At 34.0% G+C, this 21758-nt stretch carries 13 protein-coding genes; all 13 read right to left on the bottom strand.

What is annotated here, in order from left to right; all coding sequences use genetic code 11:
- A partial coding sequence (locus AC4FRF_RS04560) for a sodium:solute symporter family transporter (RefSeq protein ID WP_491158279.1) occupies positions 1 to 284 on the bottom strand: 284 nt, incomplete at its 3' end.
- A 54-nt stretch (positions 285 to 338) separates the two neighbouring features.
- Complete coding sequence (gene galE / locus AC4FRF_RS04555; protein WP_491158278.1) at positions 339 to 1352, bottom strand: UDP-glucose 4-epimerase GalE; 1014 nt, start codon at positions 1350 to 1352, stop codon at positions 339 to 341.
- A 110-nt stretch (positions 1353 to 1462) separates the two neighbouring features.
- The gene (locus AC4FRF_RS04550; RefSeq protein ID WP_491158277.1) at positions 1463 to 2512 is read right to left on the bottom strand and encodes a UDP-glucose--hexose-1-phosphate uridylyltransferase; all 1050 of its coding nucleotides are present in this window, start codon (positions 2510 to 2512) and stop codon (positions 1463 to 1465) included.
- 5 nt (positions 2513 to 2517) lie between these two features.
- Complete coding sequence (galK, locus tag AC4FRF_RS04545; protein WP_491158276.1) at positions 2518 to 3684, bottom strand: galactokinase; 1167 nt, start codon at positions 3682 to 3684, stop codon at positions 2518 to 2520.
- 46 nt (positions 3685 to 3730) lie between these two features.
- Positions 3731 to 4747: an aldose epimerase family protein gene (locus AC4FRF_RS04540; protein WP_491158275.1), complete on the bottom strand. Its 1017-nt coding sequence runs from the start codon at positions 4745 to 4747 to the stop codon at positions 3731 to 3733.
- A gap of 203 nt (positions 4748 to 4950) precedes the next feature.
- Entirely contained in the window at positions 4951 to 6153 is a 1203-nt protein-coding gene (locus tag AC4FRF_RS04535) for a hypothetical protein (protein ID WP_491158274.1), read from the bottom strand.
- 80 nt (positions 6154 to 6233) lie between these two features.
- Positions 6234 to 7091: a glycoside hydrolase family 16 protein gene (locus AC4FRF_RS04530; protein WP_491158273.1), complete on the bottom strand. Its 858-nt coding sequence runs from the start codon at positions 7089 to 7091 to the stop codon at positions 6234 to 6236.
- 63 nt (positions 7092 to 7154) lie between these two features.
- On the bottom strand, positions 7155 to 7862 hold the full coding sequence (locus AC4FRF_RS04525) for a glycoside hydrolase family 78 protein (RefSeq protein WP_491158272.1): 708 nt from the start codon (positions 7860 to 7862) through the stop codon (positions 7155 to 7157).
- 8 nt (positions 7863 to 7870) lie between these two features.
- On the bottom strand, positions 7871 to 13336 hold the full coding sequence (locus AC4FRF_RS04520; protein WP_491158271.1) for a LamG-like jellyroll fold domain-containing protein: 5466 nt from the start codon (positions 13334 to 13336) through the stop codon (positions 7871 to 7873).
- Between the two features lie 486 nt (positions 13337 to 13822).
- Positions 13823 to 15088: a DUF4998 domain-containing protein gene (locus AC4FRF_RS04515; protein WP_491158270.1), complete on the bottom strand. Its 1266-nt coding sequence runs from the start codon at positions 15086 to 15088 to the stop codon at positions 13823 to 13825.
- A 25-nt stretch (positions 15089 to 15113) separates the two neighbouring features.
- Positions 15114 to 16310 (bottom strand): DUF5000 domain-containing lipoprotein, encoded by a 1197-nt coding sequence (locus AC4FRF_RS04510; protein WP_491158269.1) that lies wholly within the window; start codon positions 16308 to 16310, stop codon positions 15114 to 15116.
- A gap of 17 nt (positions 16311 to 16327) precedes the next feature.
- Positions 16328 to 18298: a RagB/SusD family nutrient uptake outer membrane protein gene (locus AC4FRF_RS04505; protein ID WP_491158268.1), complete on the bottom strand. Its 1971-nt coding sequence runs from the start codon at positions 18296 to 18298 to the stop codon at positions 16328 to 16330.
- A gap of 36 nt (positions 18299 to 18334) precedes the next feature.
- Positions 18335 to 21577, bottom strand: a complete 3243-nt coding sequence (locus tag AC4FRF_RS04500) for a SusC/RagA family TonB-linked outer membrane protein (RefSeq protein ID WP_491158267.1) — start codon at positions 21575 to 21577, stop codon at positions 18335 to 18337.
- Between the last annotated feature and the right edge of the window lie 181 nt (positions 21578 to 21758).

The raw sequence follows: 21758 nt of genomic DNA, 5'->3' as shown, positions 1-21758 counted from the left end.
ATGATAATTAAAGCAATCGCAGCAATCCACTCGTAAGCGGCAACAGCAATTCCTAAGAAGAAACCTTCTCCACTCATCCCAATAAACTGCTCAGCTGAAATATTAGAAGCAATAAGTGATGCTCCAATAGCCCACCATGTTAAGGTTCCTTCCGCTAAGAAATACGCCTTAGCATCGTGTTCGTTTTTTTCGCGCTTGCGATAAACAATATATCCATAAATAGATACAATTAGAAAATAGATTATAAAGACTGCATAATCTGCAAATTCGAGACTTGAGCTCATAGTTTATTATTATTTATAAATTTATTAATTGTTTTAACAGCTATCCTTAAAAGACTAACTTCTTATTTTTTGTTCCCATTTCCACGCACTTTCCATCGCTTCTTCCAGTGTAGATTGGGTTTTCCATCCCAATACATCATTAGCTTTAGTGGTATCGGCATAAGCCAAGGTAACATCACCTTCTCTTCTGTCTACAATACGATACGCTAATTTTTGACCGCTTACTTTTTCAAAAGCTTGGATTACTTCTAAAACAGAACTTCCTACCCCTGTTCCAAGGTTAAAAGTCTCTACTTTATCCTGATTCTTTTTATTCAATAAACGCTGTAGAGCCACTACGTGCGCCTTAGCCAAATCCACCACATGAATGTAATCACGAATACAAGTCCCGTCCGGAGTTGGATAATCATTTCCATAAACCAGTAATTCTTTACGCAATCCAATTCCGGTTTGTGTAATGAATGGCACTAAATTTTGTGGAACTCCTAAAGGCAATTCGCCAATTTCGGTAGAAGGATGCGCTCCAATTGGGTTAAAATAACGCAACAAAATAGCATTAATTCCACTTACTTTAGCGACATCAGTAATAATTTCTTCCCCTATTTGTTTGGTGTTTCCATAAGGTGACATGGCTGGTTGTACTGCAGAATTTTCATTAATAGGCATTGTTTCGGCTTGACCATAAACCGTACAAGATGAACTAAAAATAAAGTTAGCATTTTCCTTTTTCTCCAATTCCTGCAATATATACACAAGGGCACTGATGTTGTTTTCATAATACAACAACGGATTTCCTACGCTTTCTCCGACTGCTTTGGAAGCCGCAAAATGAATCACACCATTTACATCAGCATGTCTTTTGAAGAAATCCTGAACCGATGCTTTTTCTCTTAAATCCAATTTTTCAAAAAGTGGTTTTTTGCCTGTTATAGCTTCAATTCCTTTTAAAACATCTTCCGATGAATTGGATAAATTATCTACAACAACTACCTCAAAACCTTCATTTTGCAATTCGACTACCGTATGCGAACCTATGAAACCTAAACCTCCCGTAACAAGTATTTTCATAATTTTAAGTTTTATTAAAAATGTTTTTTGTCAGTCTGAGCCTGTCGAAGACCTTTGTTTAAAAATAAACACTTCGACAAGCTCAGTGTGACAATAAAACAAAATCTTAGTTATTTTTGTTTGTAATGTACTTCAGATAAATTTCGTAACATTTCAGCACTTTTCTCTGGAGTAATATCTCTTTGAGATTCTCCCATCATTTCATAACCTACCATGAATTTTTTTACTGAAGCCGAACGCAACAATGGCGGATAAAAATGCATGTGAAATTGCCATTCCGGATGGGCTTCACCGTCTGTTGGGGCTTGGTGAATTCCGGATGAATAAGGAAATGATGTTTCGAAAAGATTATCATATTTTGAAGTTAATTGCTTCAAAATAACAGCAAAAGAAGCTACTTCAGCCGCAGTAAAATCAGTGATTTTAGTAATATGACGTTTGCTGATAATCATCGTTTCAAAAGGCCAGATTGCCCAGAAAGGAACAATCGCAGCAAAATGATCATTTTCGACAACCACACGCTCTTTTTTCAATAATTCTTGTTGCAAATAATCCTGTAAAAGATTGGTTCCGTTTTTATCGAAATAAGCCTTCAAGCTATCTTGTGTTTTTTGAACCTGTGTTGGCAATGAAGACTGTGCCCAGATTTGTCCGTGCGGGTGCGGATTACTACATCCCATTACGCTTCCTTTATTCTCAAAAATCTGTACGTGATTGATGTAATCAATGTTACCCAAATCAGTATATTCTCTTTGCCAAGTTTGAATAATATTTACAATACCATCTACTTCCATTTCAGGTAAAGTCAAATCATGTCTTGGTGAAAAACACACTACTCTTGAAATTCCTCTTTCTGGTTGCGCTTTAAAGAAACTTCCTTCTTCATTTCCTTCAAAAGCAATTGGTTCTTGTTTTAAAGCAGCAAAGTCATTTTCGAAAACAAAACTACCTTTGTAATCTGGGTTTTTTTCGCCATTCATACGAACATTTCCAGCACACAAATAACATTCTGGATCGTATTCTGGTAACGCAACAGTATTCACCGCTTCTTTTTGTCCTTGCCAAGGTCTTTTAGCTCTGTGTGGTGAAACTAAAACCCATTCGTTTATTAAAGGGTTATATCTTCTATGCGGATCTTCATTGATATCAAACTGTCTCATAGTCATTATTTAGTGTATAGTGATGTTCCGTTACTTACTTTCACGTCATAAATTTTCAATTCGATTCCGAAAGCTTCGGTATATAATTTTGAGAATTTATCTTTAATTTCCTGCTCGTGTCCTTTTTTAACTAAGTTGATTGTACAACCTCCGAAACCACCTCCCATTAATCGGGAACCAATAACTGCAGCTTCTACTTTAGCTAGATCCACTAATAAATCCAACTCTTCACAGCTTACTTCGTAATCTTTAGATAAACCGTCGTGCGTTGCAAACATCAATTCACCTAAGAATTCAATATTTCCATTATCCAAAGCTTCACAAGCCTGAATCACGCGGTTGATTTCTTTTACCACAAAAAGAGAACGTCTGAAAACGTCATGACTCATTTTGTCTTTCAAGTCAATAATGGTTTGCTCTGTACAATCTCTGAAACTTTTTATTTCCGGGAAATTCGCTTTTACAATAGCAATTCCTTCTTCACATTGTTGTCTTCTTTCATTATAAGCCGAAGTCATTAGCGAATGTTTTACATTCGAATCAAACAAAATCAACGAATAATCAGCAAAGTTGGCATCATGATAGGTATATTCTAATGTGCGGCAATCAATCTTGATCACTTTGTCTTCCTGCCCCATAACGCTGGAAAACTGATCCATAATTCCGCATTTGATTCCTACCCAATGTTCTGATTTTTGGCCCAACAAGGCAATATCGATTGGTTTGATATTCAAATTAAACAAATCGTTCATCCCGAATAAGAAACCACATTCTAAAGCCGCCGAAGAAGATAACCCAGAACCAACAGGAATATTACTGCTGAAAACACAGTTTACACCTTCAAATTTAAATCCGTTTATTTTTAACTGATTAATAATTCCTCTGATGTAGTTTGTCCATTCGTTTTTGTCTAAACTTACCTCAGCCGTAACATCAATTTCAAACTCATCGTTAAGATCTAAAGCTACTACTCTGGAAGTATTGCTATTGTTTTTTGCAAAAGCAAAGCAAATAATCTTATCGATAGCCGCAGGCAAAACATAACCGTCATTATAATCAATATGTTCTCCAATAATATTAATCCTTCCTGGAGAAAGAACTATTTTATCCGGCTCATTACCAAAGATTTCTTTAAAAGAAGCCGCAGTTTTGTTAATTAAAATATCATTCATTAGTTAAAAATTGGTATAGTGTTACTTTTATTTTGATAAAAACTCTTTACAGAGATTCGAATTTATAAGCAGTTTTTTGCGTGTAAACATCGCCTTTTTTCAAAATAGCACTTGGGAAATTAGGATGATTAGGCGCGTCAGGGAAATTTTGCGTTTCAAAACAAATTCCGCTTAAAGCATGATAACTTGCATTTTCTTTCCCTTTTAAATCAGGACCGCAATTTCCGCCCACATAAATATGAACTCCAGGCTGATCGGTATAAACGTCCATTTTTAAATTAGTTTTTGGACTAAACAGCGTCGCTTTTACTTCGTCATTGTTCTCCACTACAAAAGTGTTATCGATATTTTGAGGACATTTTTTAGCTGTTCGGTAATCAAAAACCGTATTAGCCACCTCCAGAATAGTTCCTGTAGGAATACAATCTTCTCTGGTTTCTACCACTTTTTGTGCATGTACCACCAAATCCTGTCCAGTTACATCCGATTGATGTCCGTCCAAATTAAAATAGCTGTGATGTGTTAAGTTGATAACGGTATCTTCAGTAGTTGTGGCTTTGTAATCCAGAATCAATTCATTTTCTTCGGTCAAAGTATATGTTAAACTTACCGAAAGTTCGCCTGGATAACTTTCTTCGTTAGCAGCACTTATATAACTTAAGGTAATCGAAGGATTTTCCCCTTCATTCACTGCGTCTACTTTCCAGTTTTTTTGACTAAAATTGTCAATTCCACCGTGTAAAGAATTAATTCCATTATTAATGGCTAATTGATACGATTTTCCGTTTAATTCAAATTTTCCTTCACTAATTCTACCAGCATAACGGCCCACAGTAGCTCCCAAATAAGGTTTTCCTTCTAATTGAAATGATTTTTCATAAGCTTCTACGGTATCAAACCCTAAGACCACGTCAATCAACTCTCCATTCTTAGTTGGAATTTTTAATGAGGTAACAGTCGCACCAAAAGGAATTACTGTAAGTTGTGCCCCTTTTTTATTAGTTAATACATAAGAACTTGCAACGGCAGATTGTAATTGAGAATTATTTTCAGATGTTGACATACAAATATTGGTTTATTTTTATTTATGTTGGTTGAGAAAGCAAAAATAGAAATAAACCTCAATAAACTATACCACTACCTACCAGTTTTTAAAAATAGCCACTAGATAAAATAGAGAAAGCATAAACACAGCACCTTATTTTTTGAATAAAGGACTGAACTTATGCTTTGAATTAAATATAAGAATCTTGCTATAGATTAACCTTAATTACTAGGCATACCATCTGTTTTCATACCTTGCACTATTAAGGCATTCATGATATAAAGAGAATCAGAACCGTCATCTTCCCATGAACCGTTAATACCATAGGGCCAAAAATGTGTATTATCTCCTTTTACATAAGCGAGTGGATCATTTGTCATCATTTGTAAAATTTCATTAGCGCGCTTACCTTGCCATTTACCATTAACCATTAATTCCCAATATTTAGCATGTTGACCAACACCTACCGTATGTGCCATTTCATGCATAGCCGTTCCTGCTTTTTGATAAGCTGCATTTGAACCCATATTAATCCAACCAGCAAAAGTAGCATCGGCGGTTGGAGTTCCTGGAGAATAATTTACGGTTACATGTTTTACAATTGACGTAAAATTATTATAGTAAGCTGTAGCCAAATCAAATGCCGCTTTAATTCTATCTATTGTTGCCTGATCTGCACCATTTGCATTAAAAGAATAAGTAAAATTTCCTTTTTTTATTGTCTTAATTTCAAATTCTTCGCCATATAAAATACCATTAGGAGTTACAGCATATGGTCTGACATAATACAAAGTCTCAGGAATTAGATTAGTAATTCTTTGTTTAAATTTAGATTCCACATCAACTCTAGCTATTTTATTATTAGCTACAGTAGGTTCTTTCGTTGTATTATATACTAATCCTATTTCTTGAATAGTTAAATCTCCGTGTTCTTTCAACTCAACATCAAGAAACAAATCTTGAGCTCCAGCTACTTTTATAGCTCCTAAAACCAACAATGGAGAAGCTAAATCTTTAGTCTTAAAATTAATTTGATTACCATAAGCAACCCCTTTTTTATTTACCGCATAAGCTCTTGCATAATATACCGTAGCTCCTTCTAAATCCGTTAAATCTACTTTAAACTCCCCAGACCCTTTAGTTACACTAGCAATTTTCTTGGTTCCTTCATAAGTAGGATTAGTAGTTGTTCCATAACATACCCCACGCTCTGTAACACTACTTCCTCCATTATCTTCAAGCATACCCCAAACAACAGCTTGTCTTGCAGCAATATCTTCAGCCTCGTTTGTTTTTAATGTTGCCAATATTCCAACATTATTATTATTTTCTTCTATAACTGAGTCATCGCCTGAGGAACTTCCAGAAGAGCAAGAAAATACTATGAGTAACATCAGTACAAACAAATCAATACTTTTTTTCATATTTATAATTTTATTTATTCATTAAAAAATCTAAATTTCATTAACAGAAGCATTACCGAGAACCCTATCAGTAATTTTAATTATTCCTTTTTTTGATACACTCTAACGTAATCAATCATGTATTTTGAAGGTAAATTATCACTTGTAAAATCACCTCCATTCATCCCTCCCACTGCCAGATTTAATAAGATGTAATGCGGTTGCTGAAATGGAAGAATCTTTTGATTGACAGAATATACTGTTTCTTTTAAATCAGTTTCATTAAGCAATTCATCATCTACATATAATTTAATAGCCTGAGCATCCCAATCCATTCTCCAAACATGAAATTTATCTGCCCAAAATTCATCTTTGAAATGGTTTAGCATAACTGTTTGGCTATCCCAAGCGGTATCAGATTTCTTTGATTTCCATGCAGTATTTGCTAAAATTTTCCCAGTATAATACTCCATTATATCTATCTCTCCATTAGCTGGCCAATTTCCTTGCACACCCAAAGTCCAAAAGGCTGGCCACATTCCTTTTTTGATTGGAATTTTAGCACGCATTTCAAATCGTCCATATTGCCAAGAGTGCTTTCCTTGGGTGATTAAACAAGAAGAAGTAACCTTTATTGAATCTCTTCTTTTTGCCCAATCACGATGATTTTTAGAAACAAAACTAGGATTAACTCTATTTTCATTTCTAGCTTCAATAATTAAAAAACCATCTTGACAATAGGCATTTTCTTTTTGATACCATTGTGCCTCTTGATTCCGTACAAAACCAATTTCATAATTCCAATTTTTTGTATCAGGAACTCCATGTACATTAAATTCATCACTCCAAACTAATTTATACCCCTTATACTTAGGGATTTTTTGGTTTTTACAAACAAAACCAGATAGCAGTACTAAAGCAACTACTAAAACCAAAAATTTAAAAGTGATGGACTTCATGTTAAATAAATTTTCTATCAAAATTCCTCCTTTAATTAGCAAAAAAGATGTTATTATTTTTAACTAATTCGTTTTAAAATTCCATACCTGACCAACAGTAGCCCCTCCTTTACCATCTTTAACCACAACTTTCCAATAATAAGTAGTAGCCGTTGTTGTATTTACAGAAAAGGAATTTGAGGTAATTGCTGTAGCTACCTTAGCTGTTGGCGGATTGGTTGTTCCAAAATAAACATCATACACCAAAGCATCAGCTGCATCAGCATCTACGGCAGTCCAACTTAAATTTACACTTGCATTTGTTTGAACAGTATTTAATACCGGTGCAACTAAAACTGGTGCAAATGGAACATGATTTACAACACCTTCACCTTCGGTATAAAAGTTATAGATTGTTGAATAGCTACTGGAAGCATTTTTACTATCTGTAGCTTTAACTCTCCAATAGTAGAGCTTGCCCTTGTTTAAAGTAAGTTGTTTGCTTAAAGTTGTAGCATTGGAAGAACTTAAATTCTGCGTAAAAGCATTATCAGTTGCCACTTGTAACTGATAAGTAATAGCATCATTTTGAGCATCTGTTGCTGCATTCCATTCAAAATTGATTGTATTACTAATACATACTAAATTATTAGTAGGATAACTCAAAGTTGGAGTCGTTGGAGCAGTATTATTAACAGGTGTTGAAGGATCATCTGACCCTCCGTCACCACCACTACTACAAGAAGAAAAAACAACTAAACTAAATATAAATAGACTTATCTTTTTCATCATATTACTCTTTATTTCTTTATAATTTGAATGGTTTCCTCAGGATTGGATTGAATTTTTACAAAATAAATTCCTGATGGTTGATTCTCTAAATTCAAACGAACTTTGCCGTTTTCGATAGGATAATTCGATATAGAAATCAACTTAGCATCAACCGTATAAATCCCTATGGTAACGGTAGTATCATTGGTAGGTAAATCAATTTCAAATTGTCCTGTAGTTGGATTTGGAAAAGCGCTAACAACATCAAAAAGTGTTATTTTCTTAGCAAAAACTCCTTCGCAATCTTTGGCTGTTTTTACCTCCAGTAAATCACCTGTAGCCACTTTCACTTCAAAATTTGTCTTGTTTGTTTCAAATTGTACCACACCATTTACCACAACTTGATAAGGTGCTGTTCCGGATTGAATTTCGACTAAGACTTTGTCCGAATTAGACACTGTTTTTCCAGTTATAGCAGTACTCTCAGGAATTTCTATAGAATAACATTGTTCAAATGTTCGTCCTTGAATAGTAATACATACTGGATAAACACCTGGTGCTAAATCAGAAATAGTCAAGCTATTATTAGTAAAATTTTTAGTGACATTATTTATTGTTGCAACATAAGTATGTGAAGCTTTAGCACTTACTATTATCTGACCATTATTTTTATCTGGACAAGTTTCTCCTATTTGAGTGATTGTAAAATTATCTGTTGGAAGTACAAAACAACCATTAGCATTTACTGAATCACCACTAGCTGTATTTGGACATAAATCCAGACTATTAGGCACACCATCATTATCATCATCCAGTTGACTACCTGAACAACCATTTTCGTTTACACCTTGCCCTAACGGAGTATTGGGACATTGATCTACATTATCCTTAATTCCATCTTTATCTGAGTCTTTTTGCGAACTTGAACATCCATTAGCGTCAGCGATTTCACCCACTGGTGTATTTGGACATAAATCCAAACTATTAGGAACACCATCATTATCATCATCTAAAACAGCTGGAACTGTATTGAATAATGCTGTGATTTCAGTTGCATCTAAAGCCTTATTATAAATTCTAAAATCATCGACAATTCCTTTTAGATAAGGATCGCTAAATTGAGATTTCCCGATATAATTTTGCGTAGTTAAACCAAGCATTGATGGATTTAAAGTCATAGTGTTGTTACGTCCAGCTTCTACACCATTGATATAAAGAATACCTACAGAACCGTTTAGCGTTATTGCAACATGTGTCCAAACTGCCGTTTGAGCAACAACTGAAGTGTTGATTTGCTGCTCATCACCTCCATTTTTAATTGCAAAACGCACCATACCATTAGCTCCGTTTTTATTTGTTAAAAACATATAAGCATTCGTTCCTGTACCAAAATCAAAAATACGAGACCAATTATTACTCTCATCCAGTTTAAACCAAGTACTAATGGTAAAATTGGTTAAATCTTTAACATTACCGGCTTCAATATTAAGATACGCATTAGCAGAACCATCTAAAAACAAGCCATTTCCAAACTTTCCTGCTTTTAAAGAAGCATTTCCGTTTAATGTTGCCGTATGAAACCCCCATTGATCTAGTGGGCTTTGAAGTCCACTTTCATTAAAATCATAATAACTATGCTGACCCGTATTTGGTTTTGCAACCAAGGCATCAGACTCTGCTCCTTCTCCAGCATCATTAAAAGCTACAATCTTATAATAATACGTTGTACCATTAGCAGATGTAGCATCAGTATAACTATTTGAATCTGATGTAGCAATAGTTGTATATGGACCTAATTGAGAAGTAGCCCGTTTAACATAAAACTGAGCATCATACATCATATCCCATTTTAATTTCACTTGTGCATCTCCTGAAGCTAACATAAGATTTGCCGTTTTTTCAGGAACAATTAAATCCAAAGTTTTTGCCATTACAGCAGCTGAATTATCGCTTTCGCCACCTGAATTTAATGCGGCTATTTTATAATAATAAGTCGTATTCTTTGTCAAGTTAGCATCTTGAAAACTGGTTTCAGTTAGATTTTCAGCAATATTTTCATAAACACCATCAATTGTAGTGGCTCTTTTTAAATTATAAGCTTCTGCTGTATTTACTGCCGACCAAGATAAATTTATTAAAGTTGTAGAAATTGCTTCAGCCTTTAAATCATTTGGGGTCGATGGAATTGTAGCTTGTATAAAAGTAATTATTGGAGAGTACGCTGAAGCCACATCATCCTTACCTATTACTTTAATTCTATATTCCGCTTTGGAGTGAACAACATCATTTGTTTTAATTACTGAATATTGTGATGACTCATAAAAAACAGAAAAATTGGTCTCCCCATCTAATCTTCTTTCCAGTATATATTTATTGACTAAATCTTGATTAACTCCAGGCCACTTGATTGTAATATTTTTATAATCTGATGTTAATTCATAGCTCAAGGTTTCTGCAATAGGTGTCCAGGTAGGCACATATTCTTTAGCCGGATTATAAGCTTTTGCAGAAGCATTTTTCGCATAATAGTCACCTGCAGGAGTTAAAACATCATAACTACCGCTTTCTACAGAACCTGAAATTATTGTTGCTGTTTTAAGCCACTGATAATTAGCCCAATTAGGATTTCTTGATTTAAATGCATCATTTATGGTTACATACATCGCTCTGGCGTCCTCTACCCAATTGTAAATAGAATAACGTTCCACATAATCAGATGTTTCCAAAACATTCAAAACGGCTGCTAAGTCATTTTTATGCTTCGTTGCATTGGCATCGGTAAGCAGGGTTGGACCATCTGGAAAACTATTCCCGGTCCAGTTTGCTCCAATATTCCATTCAGTAATCCAAATAGGCCTGTGATACCTATTGTATATGTTTAGCAAATCAGCTTGCCATTGCGAGGCCGATTTATACCAATAACAATGAAGTGCTACATAATCAATTCTGTAATTCTTAGTCTCAGCTTTAGCCATAAAATCTCCCATCCAAGGATTAAACGGATCTGACGTAGCCGGAGAACCTAATCGCAACCCTGATTTTAAAAGACCGGGCCAGGTATCAATAGCAGGTTGAACAGCCAAATTGGCTTGGTCTGGACGGTCTGGCTCATTAAAACCTAAATAATGTGTATATCCTTCTTTTGTATATGCGGCTTCAAATCCTGGCCAAAATTGCGTTTGTCTTATAGGAACATATTCTTTATTAGGAGTTGAATCGAGTCCGGAATTCCAATTGTAAAACCAAGAAATATTTAATGCATCATGTGATTCATTACTGCCGCTGGCAAATCCTTTTTTTGAGACCTCATGCCATTTCATGGTTCTGACAAACGAAATCGTTCCGTTTAAATAAGGAGGCATAACTGAAACTTCTAAATCTTGATTTTCAGCCACATAAACCCTACTATACCCCGTTCCATCTGCATTAGAAGCAAAGGTAGCCATATAGCCTTTTTTTAATTTAAAAGACTTAATGGTATTATCAAATGAACCTAAATCATATTGAGGAGTAACTGTTGCATATTGCTTAGAAGTTCCTCCAAAATTTTCTTCAGTAAAAACTTCTAATGGCATATAATCAGCTGAATAAGGAGTAACAATAGTCCCTGAACCACTTCTGGAAACATCTACATTAACACCATTACTTGCTGCAGCATCTTTTACTGTAATATATTTTAGATATGTATTTACAACATCGGATGGTTTTATATTTTCAAAATATATACTAGCATCCGTTGAATTTAAATCTATTGTTGAATTAATTAATGGACTATAAACATTCTTTAAACGTAAAGAACCTGATCCATTTAAAACGACTTTTGATTTTGCTAATGCAGCAAAACTTTTATTATCTGAAATTTCTAAAATGGTAGTTGAGGGAGCAACAATTTTTTCTGGTGCATAAGCCTTATCATCAAAAGTGATTGAATTAACAATCATATCAACTGCTCCGTTAACATAATTTTTCCCAACAACTATTTGTGCCATTATAGCTTCTTTAACTCCTAATCTTCCAATTGCAAATGATGCGGCATTTCCTGTTAGAGTAATGTAATACGTTCCATCACTGTCAGGTTTAAATAAAAACTCACCTAATCTTAGTTTATTTATATCCCCCGTTGTAAAGGATTTAGTTGCTATTGGAGAGCTTCCATCTTGATTAGCCGAAACCCCTACGGTCATAGTAGCACCTGAAGTTCCAGCTAATAATTCATAAATCCAGGAAAAATTATAATTTACATTTGCTTTAAGTGTAGCTGGAAAGGCATAGACAGAATTTTGATATGCTGTATTGTCCCAATCCAAATATAATAGACGTCCATTGAAAGTGGAACCATCAGATTCATAAGAATGTCCTGAAGTAACATCCATATAACGAACACCAGAAGTTGCGTTTAAAGTTGTCCAAGGCAGAGCATTATAAGTATTTGTCCAGCCATATGTTGAAGGAGTTGCTGAATTATCGTTTTCAAAACCATCCCAGGTATTCATTAAATTGGATGATTTTAATTTTAATTCTCCAATTCCAAAAAGAGCAGCATCACCAGTAATAGTTAAATAGTAAGTTCCTTGTACCTGAGAAACAAAAGATAAATCTCCTTTTCGCAATTTAGTAGCATTTCCGGTAACAAAAGTCTTAGAAGCTATAACACCAGAACCATCAGGAGACGATGCTATTGCAACATTCATTTTGGCTCCAGGAGCTGCATTTGAAACATATTCATATATCCAGGAAAACTCATATTGAAATCCCGATTCTAATTGTATTGGATAACTATAGGTTGACGAAGAATAAGCTCCGTTATCCCAACGGATATACATAATTCTTCCGTTATAGGCAGTTCCATCAGATTCAAAAGTATGTCCCGAAGTCACATCTAAATATCGTACTCCACTACCTGAATTTGATGTATTCCAAGGAATACTCGTTGAAGTATTGGACCAGCCATAATCATTTGGTTTTCCCGAATTGTTTCCAACAGTACCTGCCCATTTACCTAAAAAATTATCACTTCCGTATACCAGAGTATTATTCATAGCATTATTATTTAGAAAGACTAAACTCTTTGTCGCTAAATAATAACCATCCTGATACATACTTACAGCTCCATCTTTTACAGCATATCGATACGTTTGTTCCTGACTATTATCAACTGACATACTTAAATTTTCAAAAGCTGTCAATGAAGACGAATTATTGAAACTCGTTTTATCTAAAGAAGTCCTTGATCCAAGTCCTAAAGAATTTTGAAATTCAACATCCAATCCTCTACCCTGCGCTGCATTTATTATCGCTTTTAACTCTAACGTAAATTCATTTTGGGTAGTTAACGGGAATGTTAACACATCCAAATTTGAACCATTATTATAAGTCTTGGTACCACTCAATATCGAACTTAGACTGCCTTTGACAGGAAAATTTGGAGCCTGAGCATGAATTTTAAATGCTAAAACTAATAAGTTGAATAATAAAAATGTGTATTTTTTTTTCATACAAAATTTATTTAGATTAATATTTTTACCAAATTACAATTACCTACTTTTAGATATTTAGCAACAAAAATCAACAGTAACGCTCACTAATTGACAAGTATATTAATACAAATCTAGGCTATCGCATTAGGCTAAAAGGGGGGTATTCTAATATTTTAAAAGGGGATTATTAGTATGTAAATGAATTATTCGCCTTCTTATTACACTTTAAATTTATTGCGATTGTAAATATTTCATTTCTCAAAAAAAGATAATACATTAAAGGTTATAACAAACTATAAAAGTATAGTCATCTACAAAATTCTAAATAGTGACTCAATATATTCTTGTAAAAAACATAGAATTTACACCAATATTTATTGAGGGTAAATATTTACACTGATATAGTAAAGAAAGAGAATGAAGAGGCAGTATAGTATCGTAAAATACTATACTACCTCTATATTTTTTAGACTTTTATTATGTAAATTAAAAATTTGTAATTAATTATAACTTAGCCTGTAAAAGTTTAACGTTGTCTACAAAAAGAATTGGACTACTGCCTCCACCTGTATTAGCAGTTTTCTTATATCCCATTCTAATTTTCACAGTCTTAGGTGTTGTAACCTTAAATACTAAACTATGATTTTTCCATGTATCTGTAGTTGAAGGAAAACCATCATAAATACCCAAACCATCCATCTCATACCCCATCATACTAGATGCACTAGATGTAGTTTGCTTTACAAATGACTCCCAAGTAATTGTATATGTTCCAACAGGAAGAGTTAAAGTTTGTTCTACATAAGTATCAGCCGGTCCCCAATGCTTCTTAACCCCCAAAAGAGCCATACCTCCTGTTGCTGTTGCTTTGGGAGCTGTATCTAAACCAGCTGTAACACTTCCATAGAGTACAGTAGCCACCTTCTGAAAATCATTTGTGGTACCTGCAACAGGAACCTCAGTCCATCCTGGTACATCATAAATCATAGTACCTATATCGGCACCAGTAGGATTTGTCTCAAAATCAGCATTAACTAAATAGGTATTGGTCACATCAATCTGAGTAGAAAAAGATTTTTCAGGTGTAAAGAAAACATCTATGGCGCCTTCTTCTGGTTTATAAGCAGTCTTATAGTGAATATCAGTACCTGATTTAAAATCAGTTATAGTAAAAACACTCTGGGTTGACGGAATAATTAATTGCTTTTGCGTATCATTAGTAGCTGTATAAGTAAGAATAGAATATGATGCTTTTTCAGTATAATCATTTAAACTTTCAAGACTTCCATTAAGCGTTGTACCTGTGCTAATCCCTGTGCTAATATTTCTATTCATTATGTCTGCCAATAAAGTAGCTTCATAGCGTTCACCATATGCACTACCAACCATAAACACAGGAATTGATTTATTCCCTAATTTATCATAGGTACGAACTTCAAAATTATAAATATTCTCATCCAAACCATTAATAGTAACATCCAGAACATCTATACCTGATGTTCTGTTAACAAGCTCTACTATAGAATCTTTTCCCGTATTCCAAAAAATGCGTGCTTCAGTCACTTTTGGATCAGAAATAATTAATCCTTTTACATTTACTCTATTTTTCCCACCATAGATGTGCAAGGAATCTATTTTTCCTGTATAAGAGACTTCACCATCTTTAATAAAATCTTTATACCCATCGTCCATACTCGAACAAGACCACAAACCAGCTAATAAAATTACTAGCATTATGGTTTGTAAACCATATTTTTTTATTTTGTTCATAACAATTGTTTTTTCGAATTAAACATTAATTAGCACCATAAACCTGAATTTCACCAATAGCCATAGTTCCAATTCCTCCCCAGTTTTTAAGAGAAATAATTCTCAAATATCTAATAGGTGGCGCTGTTGGATCAAAATCCCAACTGAATCCAGCTACAGCAGTATTATAATCCTCTGCTGTCTGTTCACCGAAAGGAAGACCAGAAGGTTTAACTGCATTATAGTTCCCTAATTTAACCCAAGTTTCATCCAGACTACCGTCTGGATTTGGATTTGCTGAACCCCAAATTTCAAATTCTTTCAAATCTCCTGTATAATAATAAGTTCTACCATTGAAATATTCTGGATAATCCCAAATTACGATACGACTCATTCTTTTCAATGCTCCTGTATCAAAAGTTACCACATGTTGTCCTGGTACGGCACCATCTGTTAGAAATACTTTTGGCCAGTCCATAATATTTCCATCCCACATACCTGAAGGAATAGCTGTTGGATGTGTTTTTGTATCACCAGGTAAAGGAAAGTGCTTATAACCTGATTTAGGCAAGGCAAATTCTTCTAAAGGTGTTATACTTGTAAATATGGTATCAGTAGTATTTAACCATCTGTCTCTAACTGTAATTGCAAACTCCTGATCTACAGGCTGAAATCCTCTCACTGTTTTATTAATTACATCAGTTGACGTATAAATACTTTTGGGATTAACAACCCAATCTCCCTGTACATCTTTTTGCATCACCAAGATAGAAAGATTCTCACGCGTAACATTATTCCCTGTAACATAAATACCTCCGAAAGCAGCACCAGTTTGAATACTTCTATAAACATTCCAAATTGGGGCTTCCAATGGTTTAATTTTTACTACAACCGGTTTTGAGGCTGTTTCACTTCTATTTACAGCATATACTTTAACATCATGTTCCTCTGTATCTGCAAAACCTTCAACGGTAAGTGTATTATTATAATAAGAAGATTTTACTTCCATTTTTCGCCCGGTGGCAAGAGTATATTCTGCTTTCACATACAATAAATCTTGGTCTGAAGGTAATGAGTAAGTTAATTTAGCCTTACCCTGCAAATTTTCAACAGTAACATTCTCAACCTGTCCAGGAGGCGTTGAGTTATATTCTAAAGGCTCTAAATTATTTTGTTCGCAACCAATAACTAACAGCGTTATCATTATTGCAAAAATGCTTCTATGTACTATTTTCCAATTCATAACTATATATTTTTAAATTACCACCCTAAATTTTGAACCAAGTTTGGATTTTGAATCATTGCACTTTCAGGGATTGGCCAGAAATAATCTCTAGGTGCAACGAACTGTTGTTGAGAAACCGTTAATTCTTGATAATATGAAGTCTGATCAGTACCTTTTATATTCCAACCTGTAATAGGTGCATTTAAATTTTGAGTAGCTAATTTCCATCTTTTCAAATCCCAGAAACGATGCCCTTCAAATGCCAATTCAATTAATCGTTCTTGATGAATAATATCTCTAAGACCTGCTTGAGTAGTAGGTTTAGATGGATTTGAAGAAAAATTCGTCCAAGATTCAACTACTCCTGCTAACCCAGCTCTTGTTCTAACGCGATCTAAATATTGATAGACAATTGCAGAAGGTCCTTCAGATTCATTCAATGCCTCAGCGTACATCAAATACAAATCAGCCAAACGAATTTCTGGCCAAGCATACCCTTTATAAAACGAACCACCAGTTGTATACGTAATCTGATTCCAATCCACTAATTTCTTTATAAAATAACCTGTTACGTTCATATGAAAAGAATGTGTAGCTCCGGCTGGATCACCAAACTTAGCTTTTAATCCCCAAACTGTTCCATCATCTGATTTTGAAGGACTATCATATTTATACCATACTCCTCCATCAAAACCTAAATCAGCATAAAAACGTGGCTCTCTATCAAAATTAATTCTTGCGGTAACAAAATCCTCTTTTATATTAAATCTTTCTGCATTTGTTGCAACACGTAATTTTGTGTCATTTGAAAAATCTAATGTTTTATCTTCACTAATTGGTACACCATTTTTAGAATAAAACATTCTGGCAATTTTAAGTGGAGGAGAAAGAATTTTTCTGGCATCGTTATGATTATGTGCAGGGTCCAAAGGAGGCATCGCTAATCTCTGTATATCGGAAGTCTGACTATTAGAATTACCCCAAATGATTTCAGAATTCCATCTTTCACACACTGCCTGACGAATACTCATTTGGGTCATAGTACCCGCTGAAAGAGTAAATGGTGATTGAGGAAAAACATATAAACTTTTTCCATTCTCTTCGGCCGATTCAATTGCAGCTAAAGCAGCATCAGCAGCTAATTTCCATTTATTTGCATCATATGTTACATTAAATAATGGTGTCTCATCATTATTGACTAAAGTAGCGTAATCATTGTTCCCATTAAACAATGGACTGGCAGCCATCAGCAATAATTTGGCTTTAACACTTAAAGCAATTGTTTTTGTTATTCTTCCTGCTTCTGTTGTTGGTACAAGCGCATTATCTTCTGGCAGCTTTGCAGTAGCAGCATCTAATAAATCAGCTATATAAGAAACACATTCATCTATTGATTCTCTTTTTACATTAATTTGATCTTCAGGAGCATCAATAGGAATATTGGTTCTCATAAGAGGAATAGGCCCATACATTCTTAACAAATAAAAATGATAATACGCCTTCAAAAACTCTACTTCTCCAATCCATCGTTTTCTCTCAACAGCATTCAAATCAGGTATTTTAGACTCATCACTTACATTTTCTAAAAAAATATTACAATTACGTATCCCTGTAAACAATCGATAATTATCACCAGGACCTCCTCCTGAATAATTCCCATCCCATACATTAAAATAAGGATTTGCTCTTCTTTGACTTCCTCTAGCAATTTCAAAAACATCACTTGTAATAGACGTTTTATATGGAATCCAAATTTCATCCCCACCTAAAAATCCGGGATTATTATAAATACTTCCATCTTTAGGCAAGTAAGAATAACAGGTAAACAAATATTTCTCTGCTTCATTTCTTAGCTTAAAAGCATTATCAATTGTAGGTACATTATCAGGAATAACATCCAAGAAATCACTTGAACATGCACCTATAGTAAATAAAGTAATAAGTGATAATACTATTGGCGTAATAGATTTTCTTGATCTATTTTTTATGGTTTTATTTTCTTTCATGATTAATTTTTTTTATGCCTTTATCATATTCTCTCATTACAAATCAAGTAATATCCCAAAATTGTAGGTTACCTGAATAGGGTACCCTAAACCATTTCCCCCCATTTCAGGATCCCATAACTTAAATTTACTAAACACGACAGGGTTCGTTGTATTTGCGTATAATCTCAAACTGGAAATTTTAAATTTATCTAAAATTTCTTTTGACACATTATAACCTAACTCAATGCTTTTAAGTCTTAAGAAAGCCCCATTTCTCATCCACCAGGTAGAAGTTTGATTATTATTCTCAATAAAAGTATCACTCAATCTTGGCCAAAACGCATATAAGTTTCTATTATCTTCAGACCAGTGACTATCAGCAATAACCTTTAATAATCCGTTTTGAGCACCTCCATTAACAACATAAGGTGAGATATTTTGTGGATTGATAAAAAAAGACGAAAGAGCAGAACCTTGAAAGAAAACACTAAAATCAAATTTTTTATAACCTAATGTACCTCCAAAACCATAAATAATTTCAGGAGAAGTTGGATATCCGATAGGTACTCTGTCTAATGAGGAAATCACCCCGTCACCATTTACATCTCTATATTTGATATCTCCTCCTCCATAAACCCCAAATTGTTTTGGCGAATTAGCTGCTTCCTGATCATCAACAAATAGTCTTTCGGCAATATATCCATAATTTTGAGCAATCGAATTTCCTTTTCGGTACAAATAACTTAATTCTGGCGGATAATAATTTTCATCATACTTTAATATTTTACTGGTTGAATACGTTAGATTTCCTCTTAAATTTGTAAACCAATTTTCCCCAAAGTGTTTGTTATAATTGATAGACATATCTAAACCTTTACTTTCTGCAGCCCCAAAATTGGTCGCAGGTGTTACAGCAAGCCCTAAAGTAGAACCAATATTAGAACGATTTTGTAAAATATTAGAACGGGTTTGTTTGAATGCATCTATAACAATATTAATGGAATTAAATAATGTCAAATCCATTCCGATATTGATTTGTTTGGAACGTTCCCAACTAATTTTATCATTTGCATATCTTGAAATAGAAACACCATTACGGTAATAACCATTTAGATCCCCAAAACTGGCTCCATAAGTACCATCATTCAAATTAACATTTGATAAATAAAAGAATCTATCACCTGCATTTCCTATTTGATCATTACCAACCCATCCATAACTAGCTCTGAATTTTAAATTACTCACTACATCAAGTAAGGGTTCGAAAAATTTCTCTTCAGAAACTACATATCCCAATGCTATTGAAGGAAAGAAACCATATCTATTATTTTTAGCAAAACGTTCTGATCCATTATAACCAAAATTAAACTCGGCTAAATATTTCCTATCATAACCATAAGTAAAACGTCCGGAAAGACCAAAGTTTCTGGAAGGCAATGAAGCTTGAAGGCTTCCTGGATTACCTGATTCAACATTTTGCAGAATATTAATTAACATTCCCGAAACATCGTGTTTCTCATTAAAGGTTCTATTATAATTAATAGCCGTTTGAAGATAAATTTCTGACTTAAGAGTTTTATTCCCTTCACTATAATTTAGATATTCTGTTCCTGGAATTCCTATTGAACCTTCACCTCCCGGATTTAGTAAGTTTAAAAATATCTCATCGGTATCAGGATTAATTGTTGCATTATAGAAAAAAGGATTGTACTGTCTGGAAACATTATAGGAAGAATATCTTCTCACATAAGCCATCGCTCTTGCACTTAATCCCTGAGTAATCCCCTTAAGATCTTGTTTCAATTCCAACTGGGTTTGAATAGTGGACGCTTTAGTAACCATATATCCTCTTACCATTTCAGCATAAGGATTAGTCAATAAAGTAGTACTTCCATTTCCTGTAACCGCACCTCCAAATAACGGATGTTCAATATATGGAAGCAATTCTCTTGGGTATTTAGCTGGAAAAGCTACAGGATTAGACCAAACAGCTTTATTAAAAATATTGGCACCTCCGCCAACCCAATTTCCATTATTATCAATACCTCCTAATGGTCCAGTATAATCATCAAACTGACCATAGAATCTAATAATTCCTTCTGTAGTAGGCGTTAACTTAAGATTAACATTAGATCTAAAAGAATAATTACGAAGCTTAATATTAGAATTAAAATTATTCAAATTGTCTACTTTCAACACTCCATTATCAATATTATAGGTACTCGCTACAAAATATTGCACCTTATCAGATCCACCACTTAGATTTATATTAAACCCCTGATTGTATGTATAATCTTTTATTAATTGATCAATCCAATTATTATTTGGATATAAAATAGGATCAGCTCCTGCAGCCGTTCTGTCTATCTTAATCTGTGAATATGGCAAAATACCAATTGGATCACGAGTCAATACAGCCTCATTAGCTAAATTCATGTACGTAATATTGTCTGCAAACTTAAAATTTCGGGTATTACTGGAAATTTTATTCTCTTGACGAAACCTAACTTTTAATTTACCGGACTTACCTGATTTAGTAGTAATCAAAACTACCCCATTAGCACCACGAGCACCATAAATAGCTGCAGCTGAAGCATCTTTCAAAACAGAAAAAGTCTCTATATCATCTGGTTGCAAACGAGCCATATCTGTAGTAGTAGATTCAATCCCATCTATCAAAATCAATGGATTTACTTTTCCGGCACCAAAGGATCCTAAACCACGAATAAAGAAATCTGAATTATCTGATCCCGGCTCACCACTTCTTTGATAAGCTATCATACCAGAAACCCTTCCAGCCATCATTGTTGTAAGATTACTTGAAGGACCTTTAATCTCACCTACTGGAATAGTAGTTATGGCACTTACTAAGCTAGTTTTCTTTTGTGTACCATAACCTACCACAACTACCTCATCTAATCCCTCCGAACTAGGTTTCAACTGTACTTTAAATTCAGTTTTATTTCCTATTTGCAATTCAACAGTTTGATATCCAATGGAACTAACCACTAACCACTTTGAATCAGCATCTAGCTTCAAAGTGAATTTCCCGTCAAAATCAGTTATTGTTCCTAATTTTGTATCTCTGATAGAAACTGTAGCTCCTGGAAGCGGCATTCCATTTTCATCATTTACTTGCCCTGAAATACTTTTTTGCTGTTGTACATTTTCAAGCCCTGAAATACTTGTATAACTAATACTGTACGCATGTACTTGAGACAAAGAAACCAAGACACAAAATAGTGTGAGTTTCTTTTTCAAATCAAATCCAGATACATAATCAGGAGCTTTTTTCATCCTAATAAAGTTTGTCATGTTTGGTTGTAATTTTGGTTAATTAATAATTAGTTAGTTTGAAAACAATATGTTCATTAGATGTTTCAATTGTATTGATTAAAATCAAAACAAAAAATTAACATAATATTCACATTACAAATCTAAGTGAAGACATATAGTTTAAAGGGGGGAATTACAATAT

The sequence above is a fragment of the Flavobacterium sp. ST-158 genome (assembly GCF_058309975.1).
Note: the sequence above shows the minus strand (reverse complement) of the source record. Positions and strands in the feature narration are given on the sequence as shown.